Source organism: Siccibacter colletis (assembly GCF_025914095.1).
In the GTDB taxonomy this organism is placed as follows: Bacteria; Pseudomonadota; Gammaproteobacteria; order Enterobacterales; family Enterobacteriaceae; genus Siccibacter; species Siccibacter colletis.
Window position 1 is genome coordinate 229,241 of the sequence record NZ_CP074352.1, and the last position, 24,844, is coordinate 254,084.

General features: G+C 58.3%; 23 protein-coding genes and 1 pseudogene. 17 read left to right on the forward strand and 7 right to left on the reverse strand.

Annotated features, from left to right (window positions below):
* Nucleotides 1-123 precede the first annotated feature (123 nt).
* The 4 genes and pseudogenes from zntA to rsmD all read right to left on the reverse strand — a co-directional run.
* A pseudogene (zntA, locus tag KFZ77_RS01100) lies at nucleotides 124-2,298 on the reverse strand (Zn(II)/Cd(II)/Pb(II) translocating P-type ATPase ZntA); the annotation flags it as partial.
* 102 nt (nucleotides 2,299-2,400) lie between these two features.
* Nucleotides 2,401-3,027 (reverse strand): lysoplasmalogenase, encoded by a 627-nt coding sequence (locus KFZ77_RS01105; protein ID WP_031521896.1) that lies wholly within the window; start codon nucleotides 3,025-3,027, stop codon nucleotides 2,401-2,403.
* A 130-nt stretch (nucleotides 3,028-3,157) separates the two neighbouring features.
* On the reverse strand, nucleotides 3,158-3,427 hold the full coding sequence (locus tag KFZ77_RS01110; protein ID WP_031521894.1) for a DUF1145 family protein: 270 nt from the start codon (nucleotides 3,425-3,427) through the stop codon (nucleotides 3,158-3,160).
* Nucleotides 3,417-4,013 carry a 16S rRNA (guanine(966)-N(2))-methyltransferase gene (gene rsmD / locus KFZ77_RS01115; RefSeq protein WP_031521893.1) on the reverse strand — a complete coding sequence of 199 codons (597 nt, stop codon included), beginning with the start codon at nucleotides 4,011-4,013 and terminating at the stop codon, nucleotides 3,417-3,419. Before rsmD ends, KFZ77_RS01110 begins: the two co-directional genes overlap by 11 nt.
* A gap of 182 nt (nucleotides 4,014-4,195) precedes the next feature.
* Here rsmD and ftsY point away from each other — a divergent pair, with 182 nt between their 5' ends.
* The 6 genes from ftsY (at nucleotide 4,196) to KFZ77_RS01145 (ending at nucleotide 10,570) form a co-directional block, all read left to right on the forward strand.
* On the forward strand, nucleotides 4,196-5,632 hold the full coding sequence (ftsY, locus tag KFZ77_RS01120) for a signal recognition particle-docking protein FtsY (RefSeq protein WP_264385230.1): 1,437 nt from the start codon (nucleotides 4,196-4,198) through the stop codon (nucleotides 5,630-5,632).
* Nucleotides 5,633-5,634: 2 nt separating this feature from the next.
* Nucleotides 5,635-6,303 (forward strand): cell division ATP-binding protein FtsE, encoded by a 669-nt coding sequence (gene ftsE, locus KFZ77_RS01125; protein ID WP_031521889.1) that lies wholly within the window; start codon nucleotides 5,635-5,637, stop codon nucleotides 6,301-6,303.
* Complete coding sequence (gene ftsX, locus KFZ77_RS01130) at nucleotides 6,296-7,351, forward strand: permease-like cell division protein FtsX (protein WP_035891259.1); 1,056 nt, start codon at nucleotides 6,296-6,298, stop codon at nucleotides 7,349-7,351. Before ftsE ends, ftsX begins: the two co-directional genes overlap by 8 nt.
* Before the next feature lie 248 nt (nucleotides 7,352-7,599).
* Nucleotides 7,600-8,457: an RNA polymerase sigma factor RpoH gene (gene rpoH / locus KFZ77_RS01135; protein ID WP_031521886.1), complete on the forward strand. Its 858-nt coding sequence runs from the start codon at nucleotides 7,600-7,602 to the stop codon at nucleotides 8,455-8,457.
* 243 nt (nucleotides 8,458-8,700) lie between these two features.
* A complete protein-coding gene (locus tag KFZ77_RS01140; RefSeq protein ID WP_152548382.1) occupies nucleotides 8,701-9,804 on the forward strand; it encodes a branched-chain amino acid ABC transporter substrate-binding protein in 1,104 nt (367 codons plus the stop codon).
* Between the two features lie 130 nt (nucleotides 9,805-9,934).
* Entirely contained in the window at nucleotides 9,935-10,570 is a 636-nt protein-coding gene (locus KFZ77_RS01145) for a hypothetical protein (RefSeq protein WP_264385231.1), read from the forward strand.
* A 274-nt stretch (nucleotides 10,571-10,844) separates the two neighbouring features.
* Here KFZ77_RS01145 and panM read toward each other — a convergent pair whose 3' ends face one another.
* Nucleotides 10,845-11,234: an aspartate 1-decarboxylase autocleavage activator PanM gene (panM, locus tag KFZ77_RS01150; RefSeq protein ID WP_264385232.1), complete on the reverse strand. Its 390-nt coding sequence runs from the start codon at nucleotides 11,232-11,234 to the stop codon at nucleotides 10,845-10,847.
* Between the two features lie 431 nt (nucleotides 11,235-11,665).
* Here panM and livK point away from each other — a divergent pair, with 431 nt between their 5' ends.
* From livK to ugpQ, 10 genes are all read left to right on the forward strand, one after another.
* Entirely contained in the window at nucleotides 11,666-12,799 is a 1,134-nt protein-coding gene (gene livK / locus KFZ77_RS01155) for a high-affinity branched-chain amino acid ABC transporter substrate-binding protein LivK (RefSeq protein WP_264385233.1), read from the forward strand.
* Between the two features lie 66 nt (nucleotides 12,800-12,865).
* On the forward strand, nucleotides 12,866-13,792 hold the full coding sequence (gene livH / locus KFZ77_RS01160; protein WP_031521877.1) for a high-affinity branched-chain amino acid ABC transporter permease LivH: 927 nt from the start codon (nucleotides 12,866-12,868) through the stop codon (nucleotides 13,790-13,792).
* The gene (locus tag KFZ77_RS01165) at nucleotides 13,789-15,066 is read left to right on the forward strand and encodes a high-affinity branched-chain amino acid ABC transporter permease LivM (protein ID WP_264385234.1); all 1,278 of its coding nucleotides are present in this window, start codon (nucleotides 13,789-13,791) and stop codon (nucleotides 15,064-15,066) included. Before livH ends, KFZ77_RS01165 begins: the two co-directional genes overlap by 4 nt.
* Complete coding sequence (livG, locus tag KFZ77_RS01170) at nucleotides 15,063-15,830, forward strand: high-affinity branched-chain amino acid ABC transporter ATP-binding protein LivG (RefSeq protein WP_031521873.1); 768 nt, start codon at nucleotides 15,063-15,065, stop codon at nucleotides 15,828-15,830. Before KFZ77_RS01165 ends, livG begins: the two co-directional genes overlap by 4 nt.
* Nucleotide 15,831: 1 nt before the next feature.
* Nucleotides 15,832-16,545, forward strand: coding sequence for a high-affinity branched-chain amino acid ABC transporter ATP-binding protein LivF (gene livF, locus KFZ77_RS01175; RefSeq protein ID WP_264385235.1), 714 nt, complete (start codon nucleotides 15,832-15,834; stop codon nucleotides 16,543-16,545).
* A 253-nt stretch (nucleotides 16,546-16,798) separates the two neighbouring features.
* Nucleotides 16,799-18,115: a sn-glycerol-3-phosphate ABC transporter substrate-binding protein UgpB gene (gene ugpB / locus KFZ77_RS01180; RefSeq protein WP_031521870.1), complete on the forward strand. Its 1,317-nt coding sequence runs from the start codon at nucleotides 16,799-16,801 to the stop codon at nucleotides 18,113-18,115.
* A 204-nt stretch (nucleotides 18,116-18,319) separates the two neighbouring features.
* On the forward strand, nucleotides 18,320-19,207 hold the full coding sequence (gene ugpA, locus KFZ77_RS01185) for a sn-glycerol-3-phosphate ABC transporter permease UgpA (RefSeq protein WP_031521868.1): 888 nt from the start codon (nucleotides 18,320-18,322) through the stop codon (nucleotides 19,205-19,207).
* Nucleotides 19,204-20,049, forward strand: coding sequence for a sn-glycerol-3-phosphate ABC transporter permease UgpE (gene ugpE, locus KFZ77_RS01190; RefSeq protein ID WP_264385236.1), 846 nt, complete (start codon nucleotides 19,204-19,206; stop codon nucleotides 20,047-20,049). Before ugpA ends, ugpE begins: the two co-directional genes overlap by 4 nt.
* A 1-nt stretch (nucleotide 20,050) precedes the next feature.
* The gene (locus tag KFZ77_RS01195) at nucleotides 20,051-21,121 is read left to right on the forward strand and encodes a sn-glycerol-3-phosphate import ATP-binding protein UgpC (RefSeq protein ID WP_031521864.1); all 1,071 of its coding nucleotides are present in this window, start codon (nucleotides 20,051-20,053) and stop codon (nucleotides 21,119-21,121) included.
* On the forward strand, nucleotides 21,118-21,855 hold the full coding sequence (gene ugpQ, locus KFZ77_RS01200) for a glycerophosphodiester phosphodiesterase (protein WP_264385237.1): 738 nt from the start codon (nucleotides 21,118-21,120) through the stop codon (nucleotides 21,853-21,855). The genes KFZ77_RS01195 and ugpQ overlap by 4 nt, the downstream gene beginning before the upstream one ends.
* Before the next feature lie 13 nt (nucleotides 21,856-21,868).
* On the opposite strand, the gene KFZ77_RS01205 is transcribed toward ugpQ, so the two are convergent.
* Entirely contained in the window at nucleotides 21,869-22,267 is a 399-nt protein-coding gene (locus tag KFZ77_RS01205) for a DUF2756 family protein (protein WP_264385238.1), read from the reverse strand.
* 126 nt (nucleotides 22,268-22,393) lie between these two features.
* Between KFZ77_RS01205 and ggt the strand changes: the two genes are divergently transcribed.
* A complete protein-coding gene (ggt, locus tag KFZ77_RS01210; RefSeq protein WP_264386227.1) occupies nucleotides 22,394-24,142 on the forward strand; it encodes a gamma-glutamyltransferase in 1,749 nt (582 codons plus the stop codon).
* 199 nt (nucleotides 24,143-24,341) lie between these two features.
* Here ggt and yhhY read toward each other — a convergent pair whose 3' ends face one another.
* Entirely contained in the window at nucleotides 24,342-24,839 is a 498-nt protein-coding gene (gene yhhY / locus KFZ77_RS01215; RefSeq protein WP_264385239.1) for an N-acetyltransferase, read from the reverse strand.
* Between the last annotated feature and the right edge of the window lie 5 nt (nucleotides 24,840-24,844).

Below are 24,844 nucleotides of genomic sequence, written 5' to 3' on the forward strand. Positions count from 1 at the left end.
CTCTGGCGGTTCCCGACCGCCAGCCCGGACTCAACGCCTGCGGCGCGGCGGTTTTGATGCCGGACCGATCCATCGCTCTGGCACTGGATGATTTGTTTTTTGTGGTGGGTGCGCAGGCTTACCCCGGCGCAGCAGCCGTAACGCGTTGGCGGTGACCAGCACCGTGGCACCGGTATCCGCCAGCACGGCCAGCCACAGCCCGGTCATGCCCGCCAGGGTGGTGACCAGGAAGATCCCCTTCAGCCCCAGCGCGATGGCAATATTCTGGCGAATGTTCGCATGCGTCGCGCGGGCTAAGCTCATCATCTCTGCCAGCCCGGTGAGGCGGTTGTGCGTCAGGGCAGCGTCGGCCGTTTCCAGCGCGACATCAGTCCCGCAGCCCATCGCCACGCCGATACTCGCCGCTTTCATCGCGGGCGCATCGTTGATACCGTCGCCCACCATCGCCAGCGGGGCGTCATGGTTCAGCGCATTCACCGCCGCCACCTTATCCGCTGGCAGCAGCCCGGCGCGGTAGTCCAGCGCCAGCTCCCCGGCTATCGCCTGGGCCGCGCGCGGATTGTCCCCGGTCAGCATCACGCATTTCACGTCCAGACGCTGCAGCGCCGCGATCGCCTGACGGGCATCCTCACGCAGCGTATCGCGCAGGGCCAGCGTCCCCATCAGCTGTTCATCCCGTATCACCGCGACCACCGTTTGCCCGCTGGCTTCGGCCTCCGCAATGCGCGTCTGCCACGCCGGGCTTAACGCCTGCGTAAGCTTATCCGGCGCGCTGAGCAGCACCCTACGCCCTGCCACCGTTGCCTCAATTCCGCTGCCCGCCAGCGTGCGCTGGTCGGTTGCCTGGCTCAGCGGCAGGTCGCGGGCCAGCGCTTCCCGCAGTATCGCCTGTGCCAGCGGGTGCGTGGCACCTTGCTCCACCGAGGCAGCCAGCGCCAGCAGCGCATTTTCATCCCCGTCCGCCGCGTGGATAACGGTTACCTGTGGCTTGCCCTGGGTCAGGGTGCCGGTTTTATCGAAGGCCACCTGGCGTACCCGACTGAGCTGCTCCAGCGCAGCACCGCCTTTGATAAGCGCGCCGCGGCGTGCGGCGGCGGCAAGGCCGGAGGTGATGGCGGCGGGCGTGGAGATCACCAGCGCGCACGGGCAGCCAATCAGCAGCAGCGTCAGCCCCTTGTAAATCCACTCCAGCCACGGCAGGCCGAACAGCAGCGGCGGCAGGATGGCGACCAACAGCGCCACGCCCATAATCAGCGGGGTGTAGACACGGCTGAAGCGATCGATAAAGCGCTCAATCGGGGCGCGACGCGCGTCGGCCTCTTCAATCAGCTGCAGAATACGGTCGATAGTGCTGTGGCCTGGCTCGGACACCACGTCAAGCTCAACCAGTCGATCAACGCTGGTGGCACCGGCCGCTACGCTTTCGCCCCGCGTACGCTCCACCGGCACGGATTCCCCGGTAAGGGCGCTCTCATCAAAACTGGCGAACGCGCTGCGCAGCCGGCCATCGGCAGGCAGGCGTCCTCCGGCGGCGACTTCAATGACGTCTCCGGGCCGCAACGCCGCCAGCGCCACCGTCTCCCGCTTGCCCTCCCGCAGGCGGGTCGCGGTTTCCGGTTTCAGCGCTACCAGCGCGCTGACCCCACGCCTGGCGCGGGTTGCCGCCCAGCTCTCCAGCCGCTCGCCGATCATAAACAGCAGCAGCACCATCGCCGCCTCGGCGGTCGCGCCGATAAACAGCGCACCGATGGCGGCGACGCTCATCAGCGTTTCGATAGCAAACGGGTTGCCGCTGCGCATCAGACGCAGCGCCTGGCGGGCAATCGGCCACAGGCCGACCAGCGTGGTGACAATAAATGCAACCTGCCCGGCCTGGGTTGCGCCACTCTGCGTCAGCAGCCAACTGATTGCCATCATTGCCGCCAGCGCCAGCAACGGAAGCTGTTCGCGCCACGCTGTGCGCGGTTGCGCCGGTGCAGCATCGATATCGCGCAGGGTAAAACCAATGCGGGTCACCGCGTCGCTGACCGCCTGTCGCACATCGCGCTGCGCATCTACGGTCAGCTTTTCACTGGCAAAGGCGACCTGGGCACTGACAATGCCCGTCACCTGACGCAGCGCGTTCTCTACTTTGCGCGCGCAGGCAGGGCAGTCCATGCCGTCGATATACCAGCTGTAGCGGGTGGTTCCTGCTTCGGGTTTCGGCTGTGGCTCGGGGGCAGGGGCGCCGTTAAGCGGGCGCATTTTCAACGTGGCAAACCGGGGGACCGCTGGGCCATTTTCCGGGCGAATCGTCATGGCAGGCTCCGAAATGATAATTTTCTCATTTCGGAGCATACACTCTGGAGTGAGGTCCAGAGTCAAGAGAAGGACGGGCGGTTTTTTCACTCGCCCGGTGGATCAGATGTAGAGCGAACGCACGATCATAAAGTGGCCGGCGAAATAGCAGGCGGCAGCGATGGCGTTATCGGCCGTGAAGCGGCGGCGATAATGGCTGCCCAGCCAGACAATATTCCCCAGCAGCAGCAGGATTGCGCCAACAAACGCCGACAGCGCCGAGGCGGTAGGGCGGAAGAACCACAGCTCGCCCGCCAGCCAGACCATCACCAGCGTCATCCCGACAAAGGTACACACCGCCCAGCGCAGCGTCTCCAGCCGCGTCCAGATAGTGGCGATCAGCAGCGCGCCGATAACCAGCAGCACCAGCGGCAGCGGCCAGAAGAAAGAGAGCGTCATCTGGCTGGCAAAGAAGATGGTGTAAAGCAGATGGGAGAGGAAGAACGCGCCGGTGGCGTAGAGCATGCGCTCGCGCGAGAACAGCGTCAGCGCGTCGCCTGCCAGCGAGGCGCACAGGCCCGCCAGTACCAGATAGCCGGTGGCGCTGAACAGCGGTGCCTGCCAGGCGAGGATCAGCAGCAGCAGCAGGGTAACCGGTTTAAACACCCAGCGTTGCCAGGCAGGCCCTCGGTAAGACGCATCGACGTAAAGCCAGGCGGAAAAACAGACAGCAATAAACGACCAAAGCATGATAAGTCCCTGAATCAGATATTGTAACGTGCACCCGACGCGCACGACTCTATGTTTCAGTCTAGTGGGCGTCGGGCACGAATGACAACGTCAGTGGGCAGGCGACATTCTTAAAACACAGTGAAAGCGGCTATTTTTTCAGCTGCTGCCGCTTCTGCCAGGCCAGCAGTTCGAACACGCCGAACAGGAAGATGCGGAACTGTTCCGCCCGGCCCATCGGCGGTGCGTCCTTCGGCTGGGTCGCCTTTAACAGCGTCAGCTGCAGACCATGCATGATGATCATGAACATCATCGCCACGTTAACGAAAATGTTCAGCGGACGCTGGAACGGGTGCAGCAGGTTCAGTATCAGGAAGGCCCACACGCACAGCATCAGCAGGCGGCCAAGATTAATCAACATCGGTTGCTCCTTGCGGTTCACGAATAAACAGGCGGTAGGCGACCTGACCGGCTATCTTTTCCCGGTGCGGTTGCCAGCTGGCGGGCAGCGGTGGCAGGCCACCTTCCACTTCGCTTTCGATATAAATCAGCGCGTTGTCGGCAAGCCAGCCATTTTGCTCCAGCAGGGTGACGGTCTGCTCCAGCAAGCCTTTGCGAAACGGCGGGTCGATAAATACGATGTTGAACGGCTGACCGGGTTTGCTCAGATACTCCAGCGTGTTGGCATTCACCACCTGACCGTGAGACGCCTTAAGTGTAGCGAGATTCTGGCTCAGCTGCTGGGCCACGCCGCGCTCCATCTCAATAAGCGTCGCCTGAGCGGCATAGCGCGACAACGCCTCCAGCCCCAGCGCGCCGCTGCCGGCGAAACAGTCCAGACAGCGGGCGTCCACCATATGGGGGGCCAGCCAGTTGAACAGCGTTTCGCGCACCCGGTCAGTGGTCGGGCGCAGGCCGGGACTGTCGGGGACGGGTAATTTACGGCCGCGCCATTGGCCGCCGATAATACGAATCTGGCCGCTTGCGCCGCGGGTAGGTTTTTTCATGGTGATCGCTACGATGTTAAATCCGGGAGGCTATTCTAACGGGGCAGACGCGTGGGTGAAACCTCAGGCTGTGCCGCCAGGGGTCGAAAGTGGTAGACTCACGAATTAATTCGAAAATTTTCAGCTTCCGCATCGCAATACCGGAGCTGCGCCATGATGAATAGCGGGGAGTGTGGTCGCCAATGGCAAAGAATAAAAAACGTGGCTTATTTTCCTGGCTGGGCTTAGGTCAAAAAGATCGGGCGCAGGATGAAGAAATCGACCAGCAGGTCGACACGCAACAAACTGTTACAGAAGAAAAAAACGAGCCTGAGCAGGTTACGCCTGTTGAGGAGATCGCGGCTGCGCCAGCCACCACGCCGGACCCGGATGAGTTCGCTGAAGAGGTGGTTAACGTCACTGAAAACGTGGCGGAGCAGCAGGCCCAGCCTGAGGTGGCAGAGGTCATTGAGCCGGTGGTAGCGCCAGAGCCAGAGCACGAAACTCTGCCACTGCCGGAAGAAGTAGCGGTGCAGGAGCCTGAGCCGGAAGCCTTGCTGCCGGAAGAGGAGCAGGCGACGGACGTCGGCGCACTCAGTGACGAAGAGCTGGAAGCCCAGGCGCTGGCGGCGGCTAACACCGACGACGCGGTGGTCGAACCGGAAGAGGAGATCGCCGAACCGGTGGCTGCAGCAGCTCCCGAGCAGGAAAAACCGACCAAAGAGGGTTTCTTTGCGCGCCTGAAGCGCAGCCTGGTAAAAACCAAAGAGAACCTTGGTTCCGGATTTATCGGCTTGTTCCGCGGCAAGAAAATCGATGATGATCTGTTCGAAGAGCTGGAAGAGCAACTGCTGATTGCCGATGTTGGCGTGGAAACCACGCGCAAAATCATCACGAATCTGACAGAAGGCGCTAGCCGCAAACAGCTGCGTGACGCCGAGGCGCTGTATGGCCTGCTGAAAGAAGAGATGAGCGATATTCTCGCGAAAGTTGACGCACCGCTTAATATTGAAGGGAAAACCCCGTTCGTTATTCTGATGGTTGGCGTGAACGGCGTGGGTAAAACCACCACCATTGGTAAACTGGCGCGCCAGTTTGAGCAGCAGGGCAAATCGGTGATGCTGGCGGCAGGGGATACCTTCCGCGCCGCGGCGGTTGAGCAGCTTCAGGTCTGGGGCCAGCGCAACAATATCCCGGTTATCGCCCAGCATACCGGTGCGGATTCCGCGTCGGTAATCTTCGATGCCATTCAGGCGGCGAAGTCGCGCGGAGTGGATGTGCTGATCGCAGATACCGCCGGGCGCCTGCAAAACAAAGCGCACCTGATGGAAGAGCTGAAGAAAATCGTCCGCGTCATGAAAAAACTGGACGTTGAGGCGCCGCACGAAGTGATGCTGACCATCGATGCCAGCACCGGGCAGAACGCCATCAGCCAGACCAAATTGTTCCACGAGGCCGTCGGCCTGACCGGCATTACGCTGACCAAGCTCGACGGTACCGCTAAAGGCGGCGTGATTTTCTCCGTCGCCGATCAGTTCGGTATCCCGATTCGCTACATCGGTGTTGGTGAGCGCATTGAGGATTTGCGTCCGTTTAACGCGGGCGACTTTATTGAGGCACTTTTTGCCCGAGAGGATTAACAATGATTCGCTTTGAACACGTCAGCAAAGCCTATCGTGGTGGGAGACAGGCGCTGCAGGGTGTGAATTTCCACATGCGGCCAGGCGAAATGGCTTTTCTTACTGGTCACTCCGGTGCCGGTAAGAGTACGCTGCTGAAGCTGATTTGCGGCATTGAACGGCCCAGCGCCGGGCATATCTTTTTCGGCGGGCACGACATCAGCCGCCTGAAAAACCGCGAAGTGCCGTTCCTGCGCCGTCAGATCGGGATGATCTTCCAGGATCACCACCTGTTGATGGATCGTACCGTGTATGACAACGTCGCTATCCCGCTGATTATCGCCGGTGCGAGCGTGGAGGACATCCGTCGTCGCGTTTCGGCGGCGCTGGATAAAGTGGGGCTGCTGGATAAAGCGAAGAGTTTCCCCATTCAGCTCTCCGGCGGGGAACAGCAGCGCGTCGGCATTGCCCGCGCGGTGGTGAATAAGCCGGCGGTGCTGCTGGCAGATGAACCAACCGGTAACCTGGATAACGCGCTGTCGGAAGGGATTTTGCGCCTGTTCGAAGAGTTCAACCGCGTTGGGGTAACGGTTCTGATGGCAACTCACGATACCGGCCTCATCGCACGCCGACCCTATCCTGTGTTGACCCTCAGCGAAGGTCATCTGCATGGAGGCAGAGTCGGTGAATAAAAAGGATGCGCTGAATAATATCAGGCACTTTAGTAACAAACTGAGCAAGTTCAACAAACTGAATAAGTCTGGCGAATCAGGGCGATCTGTGCAAAAGCGTACTAAAGCAAACAATGTGAAAGCGAAATCGCGCAAGGGCGGGATCAACGAGCAGGTGCGCTATGCCTGGCAGGGCGCGCTGGCCGATCTGCGCAGCAAACCGCTGGCCACCTTCCTTACCGTGATGGTGATTGCGATTTCACTGACCCTACCGAGCGTCTGCTACATGGTTTACAAGAACGTAAACCAGGCGGCGACCCAGTACTATCCTTCGCCGCAAATCACGGTATACCTGAGCAAAACCCTGGATGACGATGCGGCGGCGCAGGTGATTGGCCAGCTGCAGGCCGAGCAGGGCGTGGCGAAGGTCAACTACCTGTCGCGAGACGAAGCGCTGGGTGAGTTCCGCAACTGGTCAGGCTTTGGCGGCGCGCTGGATATGCTGGAAGAGAACCCGCTGCCCGCTGTGGCGGTGATTGAACCGGATCTCAACTTCCAGAGCACCGATGCGCTGACTACCCTGCGCGACCGCGTTTCGCAGGTGAATGGCGTGGATGAAGTGCGCATGGACGACAGCTGGTTTGCGCGTCTGGCGGCGTTGACCGGGCTGGTCGGGCGCGTCTCGGCGATGATTGGCGTGTTGATGGTCGCTGCCGTATTCCTCGTTATCGGCAATAGCGTGCGCCTGAGCATTTTCGCGCGCCGCGATACCATTAACGTGCAAAAGCTTATCGGCGCCACCGACGGTTTTATCCTGCGTCCGTTCCTGTATGGCGGGGCATTACTTGGCTTTTCGGGCGCTTTTCTGTCACTGATTTTGTCAGAAATTCTGGTGATGCGGCTCTCGTCAGCGGTGACTGACGTAGCGAAAGTGTTTGGCACTACCTTTGATATCAGTGGGTTATCCTTTGATGAGTGCCTGCTGCTGCTGCTGGTCTGTTCCATGATCGGCTGGCTGGCCGCCTGGCTGGCGACGGTGCAACATTTACGTCACTTTACCCCGGAATAAAAATAGTTTGATATACTAAGTCCCTGCCAGTGACACCGGGCAGGGACCCACTTCATAAATTCCTGCTGCACGATTTCTGTAATGTCACAATTTGTGCGTAAATTATTCACAGTGTTGCAGTGAACTTGTGGATAACCTCACTGTCTGATAAAAGTGTTGAATAGCGTCTCGTTGCACAAAGAACTGGCGCCTTCGTTGCCTTATAAAGGGACGACCTCAGCCAGTACGCTTCTAATGAGAGGATTTGAATGACCAAAGAAATGCAAACTTTAGCTCTAGCCCCTGTTGGTAACCTGGAATCCTATATCCGGGCCGCTAACACCTGGCCGATGTTGACGGCCGAGGAAGAACGGGAGCTTGCTGAAAAGCTGCATTACCAGGGCGATCTGGAAGCAGCGAAAAAGCTGATCCTGTCTCACCTGCGCTTTGTAGTTCATATCGCTCGTAACTACTCGGGCTATGGCCTGCCGCAGGCTGACCTGATTCAGGAAGGTAACATTGGCCTGATGAAAGCCGTGCGTCGCTTCAATCCGGAAGTGGGCGTGCGCCTGGTCTCCTTCGCCGTTCACTGGATCAAAGCGGAAATTCACGAATACGTACTGCGTAACTGGCGTATCGTGAAGGTGGCGACCACCAAAGCGCAGCGTAAGCTGTTCTTCAACCTGCGTAAAACCAAGCAGCGTCTGGGCTGGTTTAACCAGGACGAAGTCGAAATGGTAGCGCGCGAACTGGGCGTTTCCAGCAAAGACGTGCGCGAAATGGAGTCGCGTATGGCGGCCCAGGACATGACCTTTGACCTGTCGCCGGACGATGACGCGCAGGACGGTTCGCCAATGGCACCGGTGCTGTTCCTCCAGGATAAAACCTCCAACTTTGCCGATGGCATTGAGGACGATAACTGGGAAGAGCATGCCGCGGATAAACTTTCCGACGCGATGCAGGGTCTTGATGAGCGCAGCCAGCAGATTATCAAAGCGCGCTGGCTGGATGAGGACAACAAGTCCACGTTGCAGGAGCTTGCCGACCGCTATGGCGTTTCCGCTGAGCGCGTACGTCAGCTGGAAAAGAACGCGATGAAAAAACTTCGCGCCGCTATCGAAGCGTAATTCCGCTTCACCGTAAAAAACCGCCCGCGAGGCGGTTTTTTTGTGCGTGTCATCCCGTAATCCGCCCACCGACAAATTTGCTATTCCAAATCAGACAAAATCGGGTATGTTTTTAGCAGAGTATGCTGCTATGACACCCGCCGTATACCGTAATCAAAAACATAGCCGCGGCAAACGCGCGCAATAACGTGTCATCCAAACAACACAACAACTGCAATCACAACAAGCAATGGGGATCTCAGGATGAAAATGAAGGGCAAAGCGTTACTGGCTGGATGTATTGCGCTGGCGATGAGCCACGCGGCGATGGCGGCAGATATTAAAGTTGCCGTGGTCGGCGCGATGTCTGGCCCGGTGGCCCAGTACGGCGATCAGGAATTCACCGGCGCGGAACAGGCCATCGCCGATATTAACGCTAAGGGCGGCATCAAAGGCGACAAGCTGGTCGCGGTCAAATATGACGACGCCTGCGACCCGAAACAGGCCGTTGCGGTAGCGAACAAAGTGATTAACGACGGTATTAAATACGTGATTGGTCATCTTTGCTCATCGTCTACCCAGCCGGCGTCTGATATATATGAAGACGAAGGCATTCTGATGATCACGCCGGCGGCTACCGCGCCCGAGCTGACTGCGCGCGGCTACCAGCTGGTGCTGCGCACTACCGGTCTGGATTCAGACCAGGGGCCGACCGCCGCAAAATACATTCTGGAAAAAGTGAAACCGCAGCGCATCGCGGTGATCCACGATAAACAGCAGTATGGCGAAGGCCTGGCGCGTTCGGTGCAGGACGGGCTGAAGAAGGGCGGTGCAAACGTGGTGTTCTTTGACGGTATCACCGCCGGTGAGAAAGATTTCTCTACGCTGGTGGCGCGCCTGAAGAAAGAAAACATCGATTTCGTCTATTACGGCGGTTACCACCCGGAAATGGGCCAGATCCTGCGTCAGTCACGCGCGGCGGGTCTGAAAACCCAGTTTATGGGCCCGGAAGGTGTTGCGAACGTGTCGCTGTCTAACATCGCCGGTGATTCCGCGGAAGGGATGTTAGTCACCAAGCCGAAGAACTACGATCAGGTACCAGCGAACAAACCTGTGGTAGATGCCATCAAGGCGAAGAAACAGGATGCCAGCGGCGCATTCGTCTGGACCACCTACGCGGCACTGCAGTCGCTGGCGGCTGGCCTGAACCAGAGCGACGATCCGGCAGAAATTGCTAAATACCTGAAAGGGGCCAGCGTTGACACGGTAATGGGTCCGCTGTCGTGGGATGAGAAAGGCGATCTGAAAGGCTTTGAATTCGGCGTCTTTACCTGGCACGCTAACGGCACGGCGACCGACGCGAAATAACGCTAGCTCGCTGACCTGACAAAAACCCGCTCCGGCGGGTTTTTTTATGCCGAAATCTTAAAATATTTCGCGTCTCTGGTCCGCCTGTGCCGCGTCGCTTAGCATTCATCCAGTGTAAATGGGGAATGCTATGGACAGTGCACATACTCTGGCTCGTCGGATGCTGAACGCGGTCAATATTTCGAATGCGTTGCTTGAAGGTATTATCAAAGGGTTTATCGCTTTTCCGGTAGATATGTATTACCTGGGGCACAGAATGCTGGATACCGACAATACGCGACTGAATGAGGATGATACTTATCGATTTGCATGGCTTGTGAAATCTGGTGGCGCTAACCGTAAAGGCCTTGAAGAGGCGGCGCGACCGTTTCTGCAGATGTTTTTTGAGCGAGTGGATTACAAAAATTTTGCCCATGCTGGGGAATATGCTGTAGGAAGCCTCGCAGGTAAAACCGGATTTACGGCAATCACTGGCATTAACCTCGGGAAAGTTATATCGAATCGGCTGTCTGTCGCAATTGTTTCAGGTCTTGTCTTTGGCACTGTCATCGCTATAGGTGGTGAAAGCTCAAGGGCCATTTATACCTCACGTGCGTTGGCGCTTAAATACCCAATAATACAGCGAGAATTAAAGGCAAAGGGGAATCTTGATCTGCTCTATTTTCTCGTAGAAGAGCGCGTACAACCATTTATTGATGCCTGCGAAATACCAGACAAAAACGAATTTGACCGCGTTTGTCAGCTATTTTTTGAGGGGCTACAGTGACCAAAAAAAGCGTGTTATTTCTTTTGTCCCGCCTTCTTCAAGGTGTTGCAACATCCTTTCTGGGAATCGCTGTATTTAGCGCAGTCTGGTTCTCTTGCTTTTCTGAAAATGAATACAGATTCTGGATGGTGGGTTGCTGTCTGTTGCTCGGCTTTTTGTCCTTTCGGCTCTATCGCTTCGCAATACGTCACGTTTACGATGACCGACTCGATCAGGATTACTTATAGCCTGCCAGGGCAGGCTAAAGTGAATTAAGATGCAGCGTTTTCGGCAGTCAATCCTGCTGCTTGTGCCAGCCGTCGGTCTGGGCGCTGAAGCCGAGCGCCTGCATAAACGCGGCCATTACGCCGCGGTCTTCAACGCCGACGTCGGAGATCCACCAGTGGCGCACCGCCGGGTTTTCGCGCATCACGTCTTCAATCAGATACTGGCCGACGCCGCGGCGACGCGTGACGTCCCGGACGCGCAGCGAATCCATAGCGCCTTGCGCACCAGACAGCGTCACGCGCACGGCGGCTAGCAGCCGGTCGTTGAAGCGCGCAGCATAGATCCGGTGCGTCTCATCCACCTTTAAGGTGTTGCTGGAATATTCCGGCCAGATCTTCCCGAGATCGGTTAAATCCTGTGGCGAAAAGCTTTCCAGACGAAGGATGGTAAGTTTCATAAAACCGCCTTCCAAAAAACGAAGAGAAGGAAAGTGTACCCAATTCAGCACCTGCCGCGCTTTCTCTTTTTTCGTCGCCGTGCCAGGTGATTACTTTTTAACAGCGGGCATATTCAGCTTTTAACATCACAGAATGAAAAACAGACAGTGGAATTCGCTAAAACATAGCGATTTATTCCACGTAATGTGTCGCTATTTTATGCTGCAACCTGCGCTTTTTTTGTTTATTTGCCGAGTGTTTCAGAATATTATCTTTGCTTAATCGCCTGAAAAATAGAGATTTTAGCGCGCTTTTTCACGAAAAGCCTCGCTAAACCATTAAAGGCATTGGTAAAAATAGCGTTGTTCAATAAAAGTACAGAATGCTTTTTAACCATAATAAAACAAAATATAAACACACGATGAAACATCACGAACGGGGATTTCTACGGATGAGTAAACACGCGAAGACGTTAGTCGCGGGGATGGTAGCGTTAGCAATCTCTCACGCCGCGATGGCAGACGATATTAAAGTGGCGGTGGTCGGTGCCATGTCGGGCCCGGTAGCACAGTGGGGCGACATGGAATTTAACGGCGCCCGTCAGGCCATCAGCGACATCAACGCCAAAGGCGGCATCAACGGCGATAAGCTGGTGGGCGTGGAGTATGACGACGCCTGCGATCCTAAACAGGCCGTGGCCGTCGCCAACAAAATTATTAACGATGGCATTCAGTATGTTATCGGTCACCTCTGCTCCTCATCGACCCAGCCGGCGTCGGATATTTACGAGGATGAAGGCATCCTGATGATTACCCCAGGGGCCACTAATCCGGAACTGACCCTGCGCGGCTATCAGACCATCATGCGCACGGCGGGCCTCGACTCCTCCCAGGGGCCGACCGCCGCGAAATACATTCTGGAGAGTGTGAAGCCTCAGCGTATCGCCATCATCCACGACAAGCAGCAGTACGGCGAAGGCCTGGCGCGCTCGGTTCAGGATGGTCTGAAGAAGGGCGGCGCGAACGTGGTGTTCTTCGACGGCATTACCGCCGGGGAGAAAGATTTTTCCGCGCTGGTGGCACGCCTGCAGAAAGAGAATATCGATTTCGTTTACTACGGCGGTTACTACCCGGAAATGGGCCAGATGCTGCGTCAGGCGCGTACCACCGGCCTGAAAACCCGCTTTATGGGCCCGGAAGGCGTAGGTAACGCCTCGCTGTCGAACATTGCCGGCGATGCGGCGGAAGGGATGCTGGTGACCATGCCGAAGCGCTATGACCAGGATCCGGCCAACAAAGGTATTGTGGATGCTCTGAAAGCGCAGAAGAAAGATCCGAGCGGCCCGTACGTCTGGATCACCTATGCGGCGGTGCAGTCGCTGGCGACGGCGCTGGAGCGCACCGGCAGTACCGAGCCGGTTGATCTGGTGAAAGATTTGAAAACGCACGGTGCGAATACCGTGATTGGGCCGCTGAACTGGGATGAAAAAGGCGATCTGAAAGGATTTGAATTTGGCGTCTTCCAGTGGCACGCCGACGGGTCGTCTACCGTTGCTCAGCACGGTTCGTCTGTCGTTGCGAAATAATGCGCTGTCGCGGCCCCGGTCGCGCAGCGCTCGCCCTGATCTAACCGGTTACTAAAAGGTTACGTTATGTCCGAGCAGTTCCTCTATTTTCTCCAGCAGATGTTTAACGGCGTCACGCTGGGCAGCACCTACGCGCTGATCGCCATCGGTTACACCATGGTGTACGGCATTATTGGCATGATCAACTTCGCCCACGGCGAGGTCTACATGATCGGCAGTTATGTCTCCTTCATGATCATCGCGGCGTTAATGATGATGGGGATCGACGCCAGCTGGCTGTTGGTCGGCGCGGCGTTTATCGGTGCGGTCGTGGTCGCCAGCGCCTACGGCTGGAGTATTGAGCGGGTGGCATATCGCCCGGTGCGCAGCTCCAAACGCCTGATTGCGCTGATCTCCGCCATCGGGATGTCGATATTCCTGCAGAACTACGTCAGCCTCACCGAAGGTTCGCGCGACATCGCCCTGCCGAACCTCTTTGACGGCCAGTGGGTCATCGGCAGCAGCGGCAACTTCGCCGCTTCCATCAACACCATGCAGCTGGTGATCTGGGTAGTGACCTTCCTGGCGATGCTGGCACTGACGCTGTTTATCCGCTATTCCCGGATGGGCCGCGCCTGCCGCGCCTGCGCGGAAGACCTGAAAATGGCCAGCCTGCTCGGCATCAATACTGACCGCGTGATTGCCCTGACCTTTGTCATCGGCGCCGCGATGGCGGCGGTGGCGGGCGTCCTGCTCGGCCAGTTCTACGGCGTAATCAACCCTTACATCGGCTTTATGGCCGGGATGAAAGCCTTCACCGCGGCGGTACTGGGTGGGATCGGCAGCATTCCGGGGGCGATGATCGGCGGCCTGATCCTCGGCATCACCGAAGCGCTCTGCTCCGCCTACCTCAGCACCGAATATAAAGACGTCGTCTCCTTTGCGCTGCTGATCGTGGTGCTGCTGGTGATGCCGACCGGTATCCTCGGCCGTCCGGAGGTGGAAAAAGTATGAAACCGATGCATTTTGCAATGGCGCTGCTGTCAGCGGCCATGTTCTTCCTGCTGGCCAGCGTGTTTATGGGCGTCCAGCTGGGCCTCGACGGCACAAAACTGGTGGTCGGTAGCGCGTCGGAAATCCGCTGGCAGTGGATTTTCATCGGCACCGCCATCGTCTTCTTCTTCCAGCTGCTGCGTCCTGCGTTCCAGCACAGCCTGAAAAAGGTCTCCGGGCCGAAGTTTATTCTGCCGGCAATTGACGGCTCGACGGTGAAGCAGAAGCTGTTCCTCATCGCGCTGCTGGTGGTTGCGGTGGCGTGGCCGTTTATGGTCTCGCGCGGCACCGTGGATATCGCCACGCTGACGATGATCTACATCATTCTTGGTCTTGGCCTGAACGTGGTGGTGGGGTTGTCCGGTCTGCTGGTGCTGGGCTACGGCGGCTTTTATGCCATCGGCGCCTACACCTTTGCGCTGCTGAATCACTACTACGGGCTGGGGTTCTGGACCTGTCTGCCGCTGGCGGGCCTGGTCGCGGCGGGGGCGGGTTTCCTGCTTGGCTTCCCGGTGCTGCGCCTGCGCGGTGACTATCTGGCGATTGTGACGCTCGGCTTCGGTGAAATCGTGCGTATCCTGCTGCTCAATAACACCGAAATCACCGGCGGGCCGAACGGCATCAGCCAGATCCCAAAACCGACGCTGTTCGGCCTGGAGTTCAGCCGCACCGCACGAGAAGGCGGCTGGGACACTTTCAGCAACTTCTTTAACATCAAGTACGATCCCAGCGACCGTATCATTTTCCTCTACCTGGTGGCGCTGCTGCTGGTGGTGCTGACGCTGTTTGTGATCAACCGTTTGCTGCGCATGCCGCTGGGCCGCGCCTGGGAAGCGCTGCGCGAAGATGAGATCGCCTGCCGCTCGCTGGGCCTCAACCCGACGCGCATCAAGCTGACGGCGTTTACCATCAGCGCCGCGTTTGCCGGTTTCGCCGGTACGCTGTTCGCCGCGCGCCAGGGCTTCGTCAGCCCGGAATCCTTTACCTTCGCCGAATCGGCCTTTGTGCTGGCGATCGTGGTGTTAGGCGGGATGGGGTCGCAGTTCGCCGTGATCCTTGCTGCCATTCTGCTGGTGGTTTCCCGCGAGCTGATGCGTGACTTTAACGAATACAGCATGCTGATGCTGGGTGGCCTGATGGTGCTGATGATGATCTGGCGTCCGCAGGGCTTACTGCCGATGACGCGTCCGCAGCTGAAGCTGAAAGCAGAGCAAGTGAAAGGAGAGCAGGCATGAGTCAGCCCTTATTATCGGTAAACGGCCTGATGATGCGCTTCGGCGGCCTGCTGGCGGTGAACAACGTCGCCCTCGATCTGCATCCGCAGGAGATCGTCTCGCTGATTGGTCCGAACGGTGCGGGGAAAACCACGGTTTTCAACTGCCTGACCGGTTTCTATAAACCGACCGGCGGCACTATCATGCTGCGTGACCAGCATCTCGAAGGGCTGGCGGGCCAGCAGATTGCCCGCATGGGCGTGGTGCGCACCTTCCAGCACGTGCGGCTGTTTCGCGAGATGACGGTGATTGAAAACCTGCTGGTCGCCCAGCATCAGCAGCTGAAAACCGGCTTGTTCTCCGGTCTGCTGAAAACCCCGGCGTTTCGCAAGACCCACAGTGAGGCGCTGGACCGCGCCGCCACCTGGCTTGAGCGTATCGGTCTGCTGGCGCACGCTAACCGTCAGGCCAGCAACCTGGCCTATGGCGATCAGCGTCGTCTGGAGATCGCCCGCTGCATGGTGACCCAGCCGGAAATCCTGATGCTCGATGAGCCTGCTGCGGGCCTCAATCCGAAAGAGACCAAAGAGCTGGACGAGCTGATCGTCGAGCTGCGCGACCACCACAACACCACCATTTTGCTGATTGAGCACGATATGAAGCTGGTGATGGGCATTTCGGATCGTATCTACGTGGTAAACCAGGGTACGCCGCTGGCGAACGGCACCCCGGAGCAGATCCGTAACAACCCGGATGTTATCCGTGCATACCTGGGCGAGGCATAAGATGGAAAAGGTAATGTTGTCGTTTGACCGGGTGAGTGCGCACTACGGCAAGATTCAGGCGCTGCATGAGGTCAGCCTGACGATTAAGCAGGGCGAGATCGTGACGCTTATCGGCGCGAACGGCGCGGGAAAAACCACGCTGCTCGGCACCCTGTGCGGTGACCCGCGCGCCAGCAGCGGGAAAATCGTGTTTGATGGTAAGGAGATCACCGACTGGCAGACCGCACGCATCATGCGCGAAGCGGTGGCGATTGTACCGGAGGGCCGCCGCGTCTTCTCGCGTATGACGGTGGAAGAGAACCTGGCGATGGGCGGCTTCTTTGCCGAGCGCGCGCAGTACCAGCAGCGTATTCAGCGGGTGTACGATCTGTTCCCGCGTCTGCACGAGCGCCGCATTCAGCGCGCGGGCACCATGTCCGGCGGTGAGCAGCAGATGCTGGCGATTGGCCGCGCGCTGATGAGCCAGCCGCGCCTGTTGCTGCTGGATGAACCCTCGCTGGGCCTCGCACCGATCATCATCCAGCAGATTTTCGATACCATTGAACAGCTGCGCCAGGAGGGCATGACTATCTTCCTCGTCGAGCAGAACGCTAACCAGGCGCTGAAGCTCGCCGACCGCGGCTACGTGCTGGAAAACGGTCATGTGGTGCTGGAAGATACCGGTGACGCGCTGCTCGCCAACGAAGCCGTGCGCAGCGCCTATCTGGGCGGTTAAGTATCAACTAAAAGGCGGCGTATGCTGCCTTTTACTCTTTCCCCTCTATTACGGAAAACGTGGGTGGGGGCGTCAGGCCGCACTCCATAATTTTCGCCATAATACCTTCATCATTCCATCACGCTTCCGCCGCCATCCTGTCACAAGACTGTAAATAAAAAGTTATTTTTCTGTCATTCGCGCATGTCATGTTACCTCGCGAGCACAAAACGCGTGGTTTCGCGCATCCGGCACAACAAGAGAGATAACCCGAATGACATCATTACGACACACTGCTTTGGGGCTGGCGCTGAGCATGGCATTTGCCGGGCAGGCGATGGCTGCAACCTCTATTCCGTTCTGGCACTCAATGGAAGGGGAGTTAGGTAAGGAAGTGGAATCCCTGGCGAGCCGTTTCAACCAGGCGAACCCCGACTACAAGATTGTGCCGGTCTATAAAGGTAACTACGAACAGAACCTCGCGGCGGGCATTGCGGCTTTCCGTACCGGCAACGCGCCGGCCATCCTGCAGGTGTATGAAGTCGGCACCGCCACTATGATGGCCTCCAAAGCGATCAAGCCGGTGTACGAAGTGTTTAAGGATGCGGGCATCAACTTTGATGAATCCCAGTTCGTGCCGACCGTTTCCGGGTACTACACCGATGCGAAAAGCGGTCATCTGCTCTCCCAGCCGTTCAACAGCTCCACGCCGGTGCTGTATTACAACAAAGACGCCTTCAAAAAAGCCGGTTTAGATCCGGAGCAGCCGCCGAAAACCTGGCAGGATCTGGCGGCCTACACCGCGAAGCTGAAAGCAGCCGGGATGAAATGCGGCTACGCCAGCGGCTGGCAGGGCTGGATCCAGATTGAAAACTTCAGCGCCTGGCACGGTCTGCCGGTGGCGACCAAAAATAACGGCTTCGACGGCACCGACGCGGTACTGGAATTCAACAAAGCTGAGCAGGTAAAGCACATCGCCATGCTGCAGGAGATGAACAAGAAGGGCGACTTCACCTACTTCGGGCGCAAGGATGAGTCGACCGAGAAGTTCTATAGCGGTGACTGCGCTATCACTACCGCGTCATCCGGCTCGCTGGCGGATATCCGTCACTACGCCAAATTCAACTACGGTGTTGGCATGATGCCATACGACGCCGACGTGAAAGGCGCGCCACAGAACGCCATTATCGGCGGTGCCAGCCTGTGGGTGATGCAGGGCAAAGATAAAGAAACCTATCAGGGCGTAGCCAAATTCCTCGACTTCCTGGCGAAGCCGGAAAACGCGGCGGAGTGGCACCAGAAGACCGGCTATCTGCCGATCACCAAAGCCGCTTACGACCTGACCCGCGAGCAGGGCTTCTATGACAAAAACCCGGGTGCCGACATCGCGACCCGTCAGATGCTGAACAAGCCGCCGTTGCCGTTCACCAAAGGTCTGCGTCTGGGCAACATGCCGCAGATCCGCACCGTCGTGGATGAAGAGCTGGAAAGCGTCTGGACCGGTAAAAAAGCCCCTCAGCAGGCGCTGGACTCTGCGGTTGAGCGTGGCAACGCGCTGCTGCGCCGCTTCGAGCAGTCTACTAAGTCGTAATCCCGACGGCGGATTGGCCTGGCGGGCGCGCTTTGCTTACCCGCCCTACGGCAGGGATTGCCGGGTTGGTACAGGGGGGGCTTCGTCTTACCCGCTCTGCACAGGATTGACGAGTCGGCTTCGCTTCGCGGGCCTGTAATATGCCTTATGTAGGCCGGGTAAGGCGAAGCCGCACCCGGCATTTTTTCAGGAAAGCGTTTCTCTATGTCATCATCCCGTCCGGTGTTCCGCTCGCGCTGGCTGCCTTATCTTCTGGTCGCCCCGCAGCTCATCATCACAATCATCTTCTTTATCTGGCCTGCGGGCGAAGCGCTCTGGTATTCGGTGCAAAGCGTCGATCCGTTCGGGCTGTCCAGCCAGTTTGTCGGCCTCGATAATTTTGTCGGCCTGTTCAACGACAGTTACTATCTCGACGCCTTCTGGACCACCATTAAATTCAGCGCCATGGTCACCGTTTCCGGGCTGCTGGTGTCGCTGTTCTTTGCGGCGCTGGTCGATTACGTGGTGCGCGGCAGCCGTCTTTACCAGACGCTGATGCTGTTACCCTATGCCGTTGCCCCTGCCGTTGCGGCGGTTCTGTGGATCTTCCTGTTTAACCCAGGGCGCGGCCTGATCACTCATTTTCTCGGCGAATTCGGCTATGGCTGGAACCACGCCCAGAACAGCGGGCAGGCGATGTTCCTGGTGGTCTTCGCCTCGGTGTGGAAGCAGATCAGCTATAACTTCCTGTTCTTCTTCGCTGCGCTGCAATCTATCCCGCGTTCGCTGGTGGAAGCTGCCGCTATCGACGGGGCCGGGCCAGTGCGCCGCTTCTTTAAGCTGTCACTGCCGCTGATTGCGCCGGTGAGCTTCTTCCTGCTGGTGGTTAACCTCGTCTACGCCTTCTTCGACACCTTCCCGGTGATCGACGCGGCGACCGCAGGCGGCCCGGTGCAGGCCACTACCACGCTTATCTACAAAATCTACCGCGAAGGCTTTGCCGGGCTGGATCTCTCATCGTCTGCCGCGCAGTCGGTGGTGCTGATGGCGTTGGTGATTGTCCTGACCGTGGTGCAGTTCCGCTACGTGGAAAGTAAGGTGCGCTATCAATGATCGAGAACCGTCGCGGGCTGACGATTTTCAGCCATACCCTGCTCATTCTGGGCATTGCCGCCATCCTGTTTCCGCTCTATGTCGCGGTGGTGGCGGCCACTCTCGACAGCAAAGCGGTGTTTGAGACGCCGATGACCCTGATCCCAGGCGGCCATCTGTGGGAAAACCTGTCGCACATCTGGACCCAGGGCGTGACCGGCGGTGGTACGCCGTTCAGCCTGATGCTGCTCAACAGTTTCATCATGGCGCTGGCGATCACCGTGGGCAAAATCACGGTATCGATGCTGTCGGCCTTTGCCATCGTCTGGTTCCGCTTTCCGCTGCGTAACCTGTTCTTCTGGATGATCTTTATCACCCTGATGCTGCCGGTTGAGGTGCGTATCTTCCCGACGGTGGAAGTGATTGCCAGGCTGGATCTGCTCGACAGCTATACCGGCCTGACGCTGCCGCTGATGGCATCGGCGACCGCGACCTTCCTGTTCCGCCAGTTCTTTATGACGCTGCCGGACGAGCTAATGGAAGCGGCGCGCATTGATGGCGCCTCGCCGATGCGCTTTTTCCGCGACATCGTGCTGCCGCTGTCGAAAACCAACCTCGCGGCGCTGTTCGTGATCACCTTTATCTACGGCTGGAACCAGTACCTGTGGCCGCTGCTGATCATCAGTGATGCGGACCTGGGCACCGCGGTGGCAGGTATCAAAGGGATGATCGCCACCGGCGACGGCAGTACCCAGTGGAATCAGGTGATGGCGGCGATGCTGCTCACCATGATCCCCCCCATCGTTATCGTTTTAGCCATGCAGCGCGCGTTCGTGCGTGGTTTAGTGGACAGTGAGAAATAAAATGGCCGGACTGAAATTACAGGCAGTAACCAAAAGTTGGGATGGCAAAACCCAGGTCATTCAGCCGCTGACGCTGGACGTCGCGGACGGAGAGTTTATCGTCATGGTCGGGCCGTCCGGCTGTGGCAAATCGACGCTGCTGCGCATGGTCGCCGGGCTGGAGCAGGTGTCGGCCGGTGATATCTGGATCGACAATCAGCGTGTCACTAATCTGGAGCCAAAAGAGCGCGGCATCGCGATGGTGTTCCAGAACTATGCGCTCTATCCGCACATGAGCGTGGAAGAGAACATGGCCTGGGGACTGAAAATTCGCGGGATGGGTAAAGCGCACATCGAGGAGCGCGTCCGGGAGGCGGCGCGTATTCTGGAGCTGGATGCGCTGCTGAAACGTCGTCCGCGCGAGCTCTCCGGCGGGCAGCGTCAGCGCGTGGCGATGGGCCGCGCCATCGTGCGCGATCCGGCGGTGTTCCTGTTCGATGAACCGCTCTCTAACCTTGATGCCAAACTGCGCGTGCAGATGCGTCTGGAGTTGCAACACCTGCACCGCCGCCTGAAAACCACCAGCCTGTACGTCACCCACGACCAGGTGGAGGCCATGACCCTGGCGCAGCGCGTGATGGTGATGAACAAGGGCATCGCCGAGCAGATCGGCACTCCGGTGGAAGTGTATGAGAAACCGGCCAGCCGCTTCGTGGCGAGCTTTATCGGCTCCCCGGCGATGAACCTGCTGGAAGGGCGTATCGGCGTGTCGGGTAGCCATTTTGAGATGAATGATGGCATCACGCTGCCGCTGGGCCAGCAGCGCCTCAGCCTGGCGGGCCGCAAGGTGACGCTGGGTATCCGCCCGGAACATATTGCGCTAAGCTCACAGGCCGCAGGCGGCATTCCGCTGGTGATGGACACCCTTGAGATGCTGGGGGCCGACAACCTCGCGCATGGCCGCTGGGGCAGCCAGAAAGTGGTGGCGCGCCTGGCGCATCAGGAGCGTCCGCAGCCGGGCAGTACGTTGTGGCTGCAGCTTCCTGAAGCGAACCTGCACTTCTTCGATGGTGAAACAGGACAACGTCTATGAACTGGCCCTATCCTCGCATCGTCGCCCACCGCGGCGGCGGCAAACTGGCACCGGAAAACACCCTGGCGGCAATCGACGTCGGGGCGCACTACGGTCACACCATGATTGAGTTTGACGTCAAGCTCTCGAAAGACGGGCAGATCTTCCTGCTGCACGACGACACGCTGGAGCGCACCAGCAATGGCTGGGGCGTGGCGGGAGCGCTGGCGTGGGACGATCTGCTGAAAGTGGACGCTGGCGGCTGGTACGGCGGGGCGTTCAAGGGCGAAAAGCTGCCGCTGCTCTCTGAGGTGGCGGCGCGTTGCCGCCAGCACCAGATGATGGCGAACATCGAAATAAAACCGACCACCGGCACTGGCCCGGAAACCGGACGCGTGGTGGCGCTGGCAGCACGCGAGCTGTGGCAGGGCATGACCGCGCCGCTGCTGTCGTCGTTTGAGATTGATGCGCTGAAAGCCGCGCAGGCCGCTGTACCGGAACTGCCGCGCGGTCTGCTGCTTGATGAGTGGCGCGATGACTGGCGCGACCTGACCGACGGGCTGGCGTGCGTGTCGATCCACCTTAACCACCGGCTGCTCGATAAATCGCGCGTCAGCGAGCTGAAAGCCGCCGGGCTACGTATCCTGGTCTATACCGTCAACGATCCCCAGCGCGCCGCGACGCTGCTGGGCTGGGGCGTTGACTGTATCTGCACCGACCGCATCGACGAGATCGGCCCGGATTTCAGCGCGTAAAAGCCAGCTCGCTCTAGCGGCGCAGCATATCGCCGTTGGTTTTTGGCTGGATCATGTGCTGTTCGCCACCGCTCAGCGCGCCTGCGCTATTGCTGCTTCCCCCGCTCAGCATTCCGCCCTGGCTGTTGGGCAGGAGCTGCTGAGACCGGGGGTTGAGCTCCCCCTGCTGAATTCTCTGCGTGTTGGTGTTTATCTGCGTATTCAGATGCTGCTGCTGCGTCCGGGTTTGCGTCTGGAGCTGCTGGTTGAGCATTCCTTTCTGCTGGATTTGCTGAGACTGCATCTGCGTCTGCATCCGCTGCTGGGTCGGGTTCTGATAACCCGGGCGATTCGGGCTGTTAGTCGGATTATCCAGCGGCGCAGCGAGGGCCGTCAGCGGCAGCAGCGCTGCCAGTAAAATTAGCTTTTTCATGGTCATTCCTCCTTCAGGGAGATCCCTTAAGTGTATCCCTTCTGCGCCATAACGATGATCTTTTCAGAGTTGTGAACCAGACTTGAAGCGGGGAAAGCCTCCCCTGGTTTAAGGAGCAGATGAATGATGATAAAGCGCAGCGTGGCGCGGCTGGTCGCCATTGTGATGTTGACGGCAGGGGGAAGCTTTAGCGTAACGGCGGCGCCGACCGCGCCAGCACCGGTTTCCTATGGCGTTGAGAAAGACATTTTCCACCCGGTGGAAGCCCACAACGGCATGGTTTCGACGGTGGATGCCACCGCGACGCGCGTCGGGGTGGAGATCCTCAAACAGGGCGGTAATGCGGTAGATGCGGCGGTCGCCGTCGGGTTTGCGCTGGCGGTGACCCATCCGCAGGCCGGTAATCTCGGCGGCGGCGGGTTTATGATGCTGCGTACCGCCGACGGGAAAACCACCGCGATCGATTTCCGCGAGATGGCACCGGCAAAGGCCACGCGCGATATGTTCCTCAATGAGAAGGGCGACGCCGACAGCAAAAAATCGCTGACCTCGCATCTGGCTTCCGGTACGCCGGGCACCGTCGCCGGGTTCGCGCTGGCGATCGAAAAGTACGGCTCGCTGCCGCTGAATAAGGTGATTCAGCCGGCGATTACCCTGGCCCGGGACGGTATCTGGGTTAACGATGCGTTAGCCTTCGACCTCAACACCTACGGGATGGAGAACCTGGCGAATCATGCCAACAGCAAAGCCATTTTCTGGCACGTCGGCGGCAATCCGCTGCAGAAAGGCGACAAGCTGGTGCAGGAGAACCTCGCTCACAGCCTGGAGATGATTGCTGAGCAGGGGCCAGATGCGTTCTATAAAGGCGAGATCGCCACGCAGATTGCCGACGAAATGGCAAAAAACGGCGGGCTTATTACCCGGGAGGATCTGGCAGCCTATAAAGCGGTGGAGCGCACGCCGATCAGCGGCACCTATCGCGGGTATGAAATCTTTTCCATGCCGCCCCCGTCCTCCGGCGGGATCCATATCGTGCAGATCCTCAATATTCTCGAAAACGTCGATCTGGCGAAGTACGGCTTTGGCAGCGCCGACGCGATACACACCATCGCCGAAGCGGAAAAATTTGCCTACGCTGACCGCTCGGAGTATCTCGGCGACCCTGACTTCGTGAAGGTGCCGTGGCAGGCGCTGACCAGCAAAGCCTATGCCAAATCCCTGGCGCAGAAAATCGATCTTAACAAGGCGCTGCCTTCGGAAACCATCAAGCCGGGCAATCTGACTCCTTATGAAAGCAACCAGACTACCCATTTCTCGGTGGTGGATAAGCAGGGCAACGCGGTCGCGGTCACCTACACGCTGAATACCAACTTCGGTTCGGGCATCGTGGCGGGAAATACCGGTATCCTGCTGAATAACCAGATGGACGACTTCTCAGCCAAGCCTGGCGTGCCGAATGTTTATGGGCTGGTGGGGGGAGACGCGAACGCCGTGGGGCCGAACAAGCGTCCGCTGTCGTCGATGTCACCGACCATTGTGGTGAAGGATGGCAAAACCTGGCTGGTCACCGGCAGCCCTGGCGGCAGCCGCATTATCACTACCGTGCTGCAGATGATAATCAACACCGTCAATTTCGGCATGAATGTAGCCGAGGCGACCAGCGCGCCGCGCTTCCATCATCAGTGGCTGCCGGATGAGCTGCGCGTGGAGAAGGGCTTCAGCCCGGACACGCTGAAACTGCTGCGCGATAAAGGGCAGAAGGTGGAAGTGAAAGACGTGATGGGAAGCACCCAGAGCATAATGCTGGGGCCGGACGGCATTAAATATGGCGCTTCCGATCCCCGTACCGTTGATGGCCTGACGGCTGGATATTAATGCCTGACGCCCCGCACCGGGGCGTTATTATTTTTAGGTTAACAATTAGTCCTGATTATTAATCAGGACGCATATTAATGCCGGAGAGAAGTATTTGACGCAGCCTGAGGTGTATTTAAGGTAAATCCGCGCCGGGTTTGTTTATTCCGGCGTGGAATACTTCGCATCAGGCTGAAGAAAATATCCCCGGCCGGTTAATTTAGCCCGCTTTCAGACGTGCCATATAATAAGCATCAATATATTCGCCCTCACGCAGGCCATAGCCTTTAGCGGTGCCCTCGATTTCAAAGCCAAATTTGCGATAAACGGCAATCGCCGGCGCGTTATCGACAAATACCGTCAGTTCAATGCGCTCCACGCGCAGCCAGTTGTCGCACAGGTCGATCATTTCACTCAGCAGCGCGCTGGCAACGCCGCGGTTGCCGAACGCGGGATCGACGCAAATACCAAAGCTGGCGGTATGGCTGCGGCGCGGGCGGGGAGGAATGTGCATCGCCAGATGCCCGACCACGCGTCCGTCAATGCAGGCCACCAGCTGCCGCTGATCGCTCGGTAGCGGATGCATCCGCTCTTCCCACATATGCAGAGAAGGATGTGGCACCTGCAGGGTGTTGCGAATGACCTCGGGCAGCGTAAACAGGTGATGCACTGCCGCTACGTCCGTTTTCTCTGCATGGCGAATCACAATCTCACACATCCTTT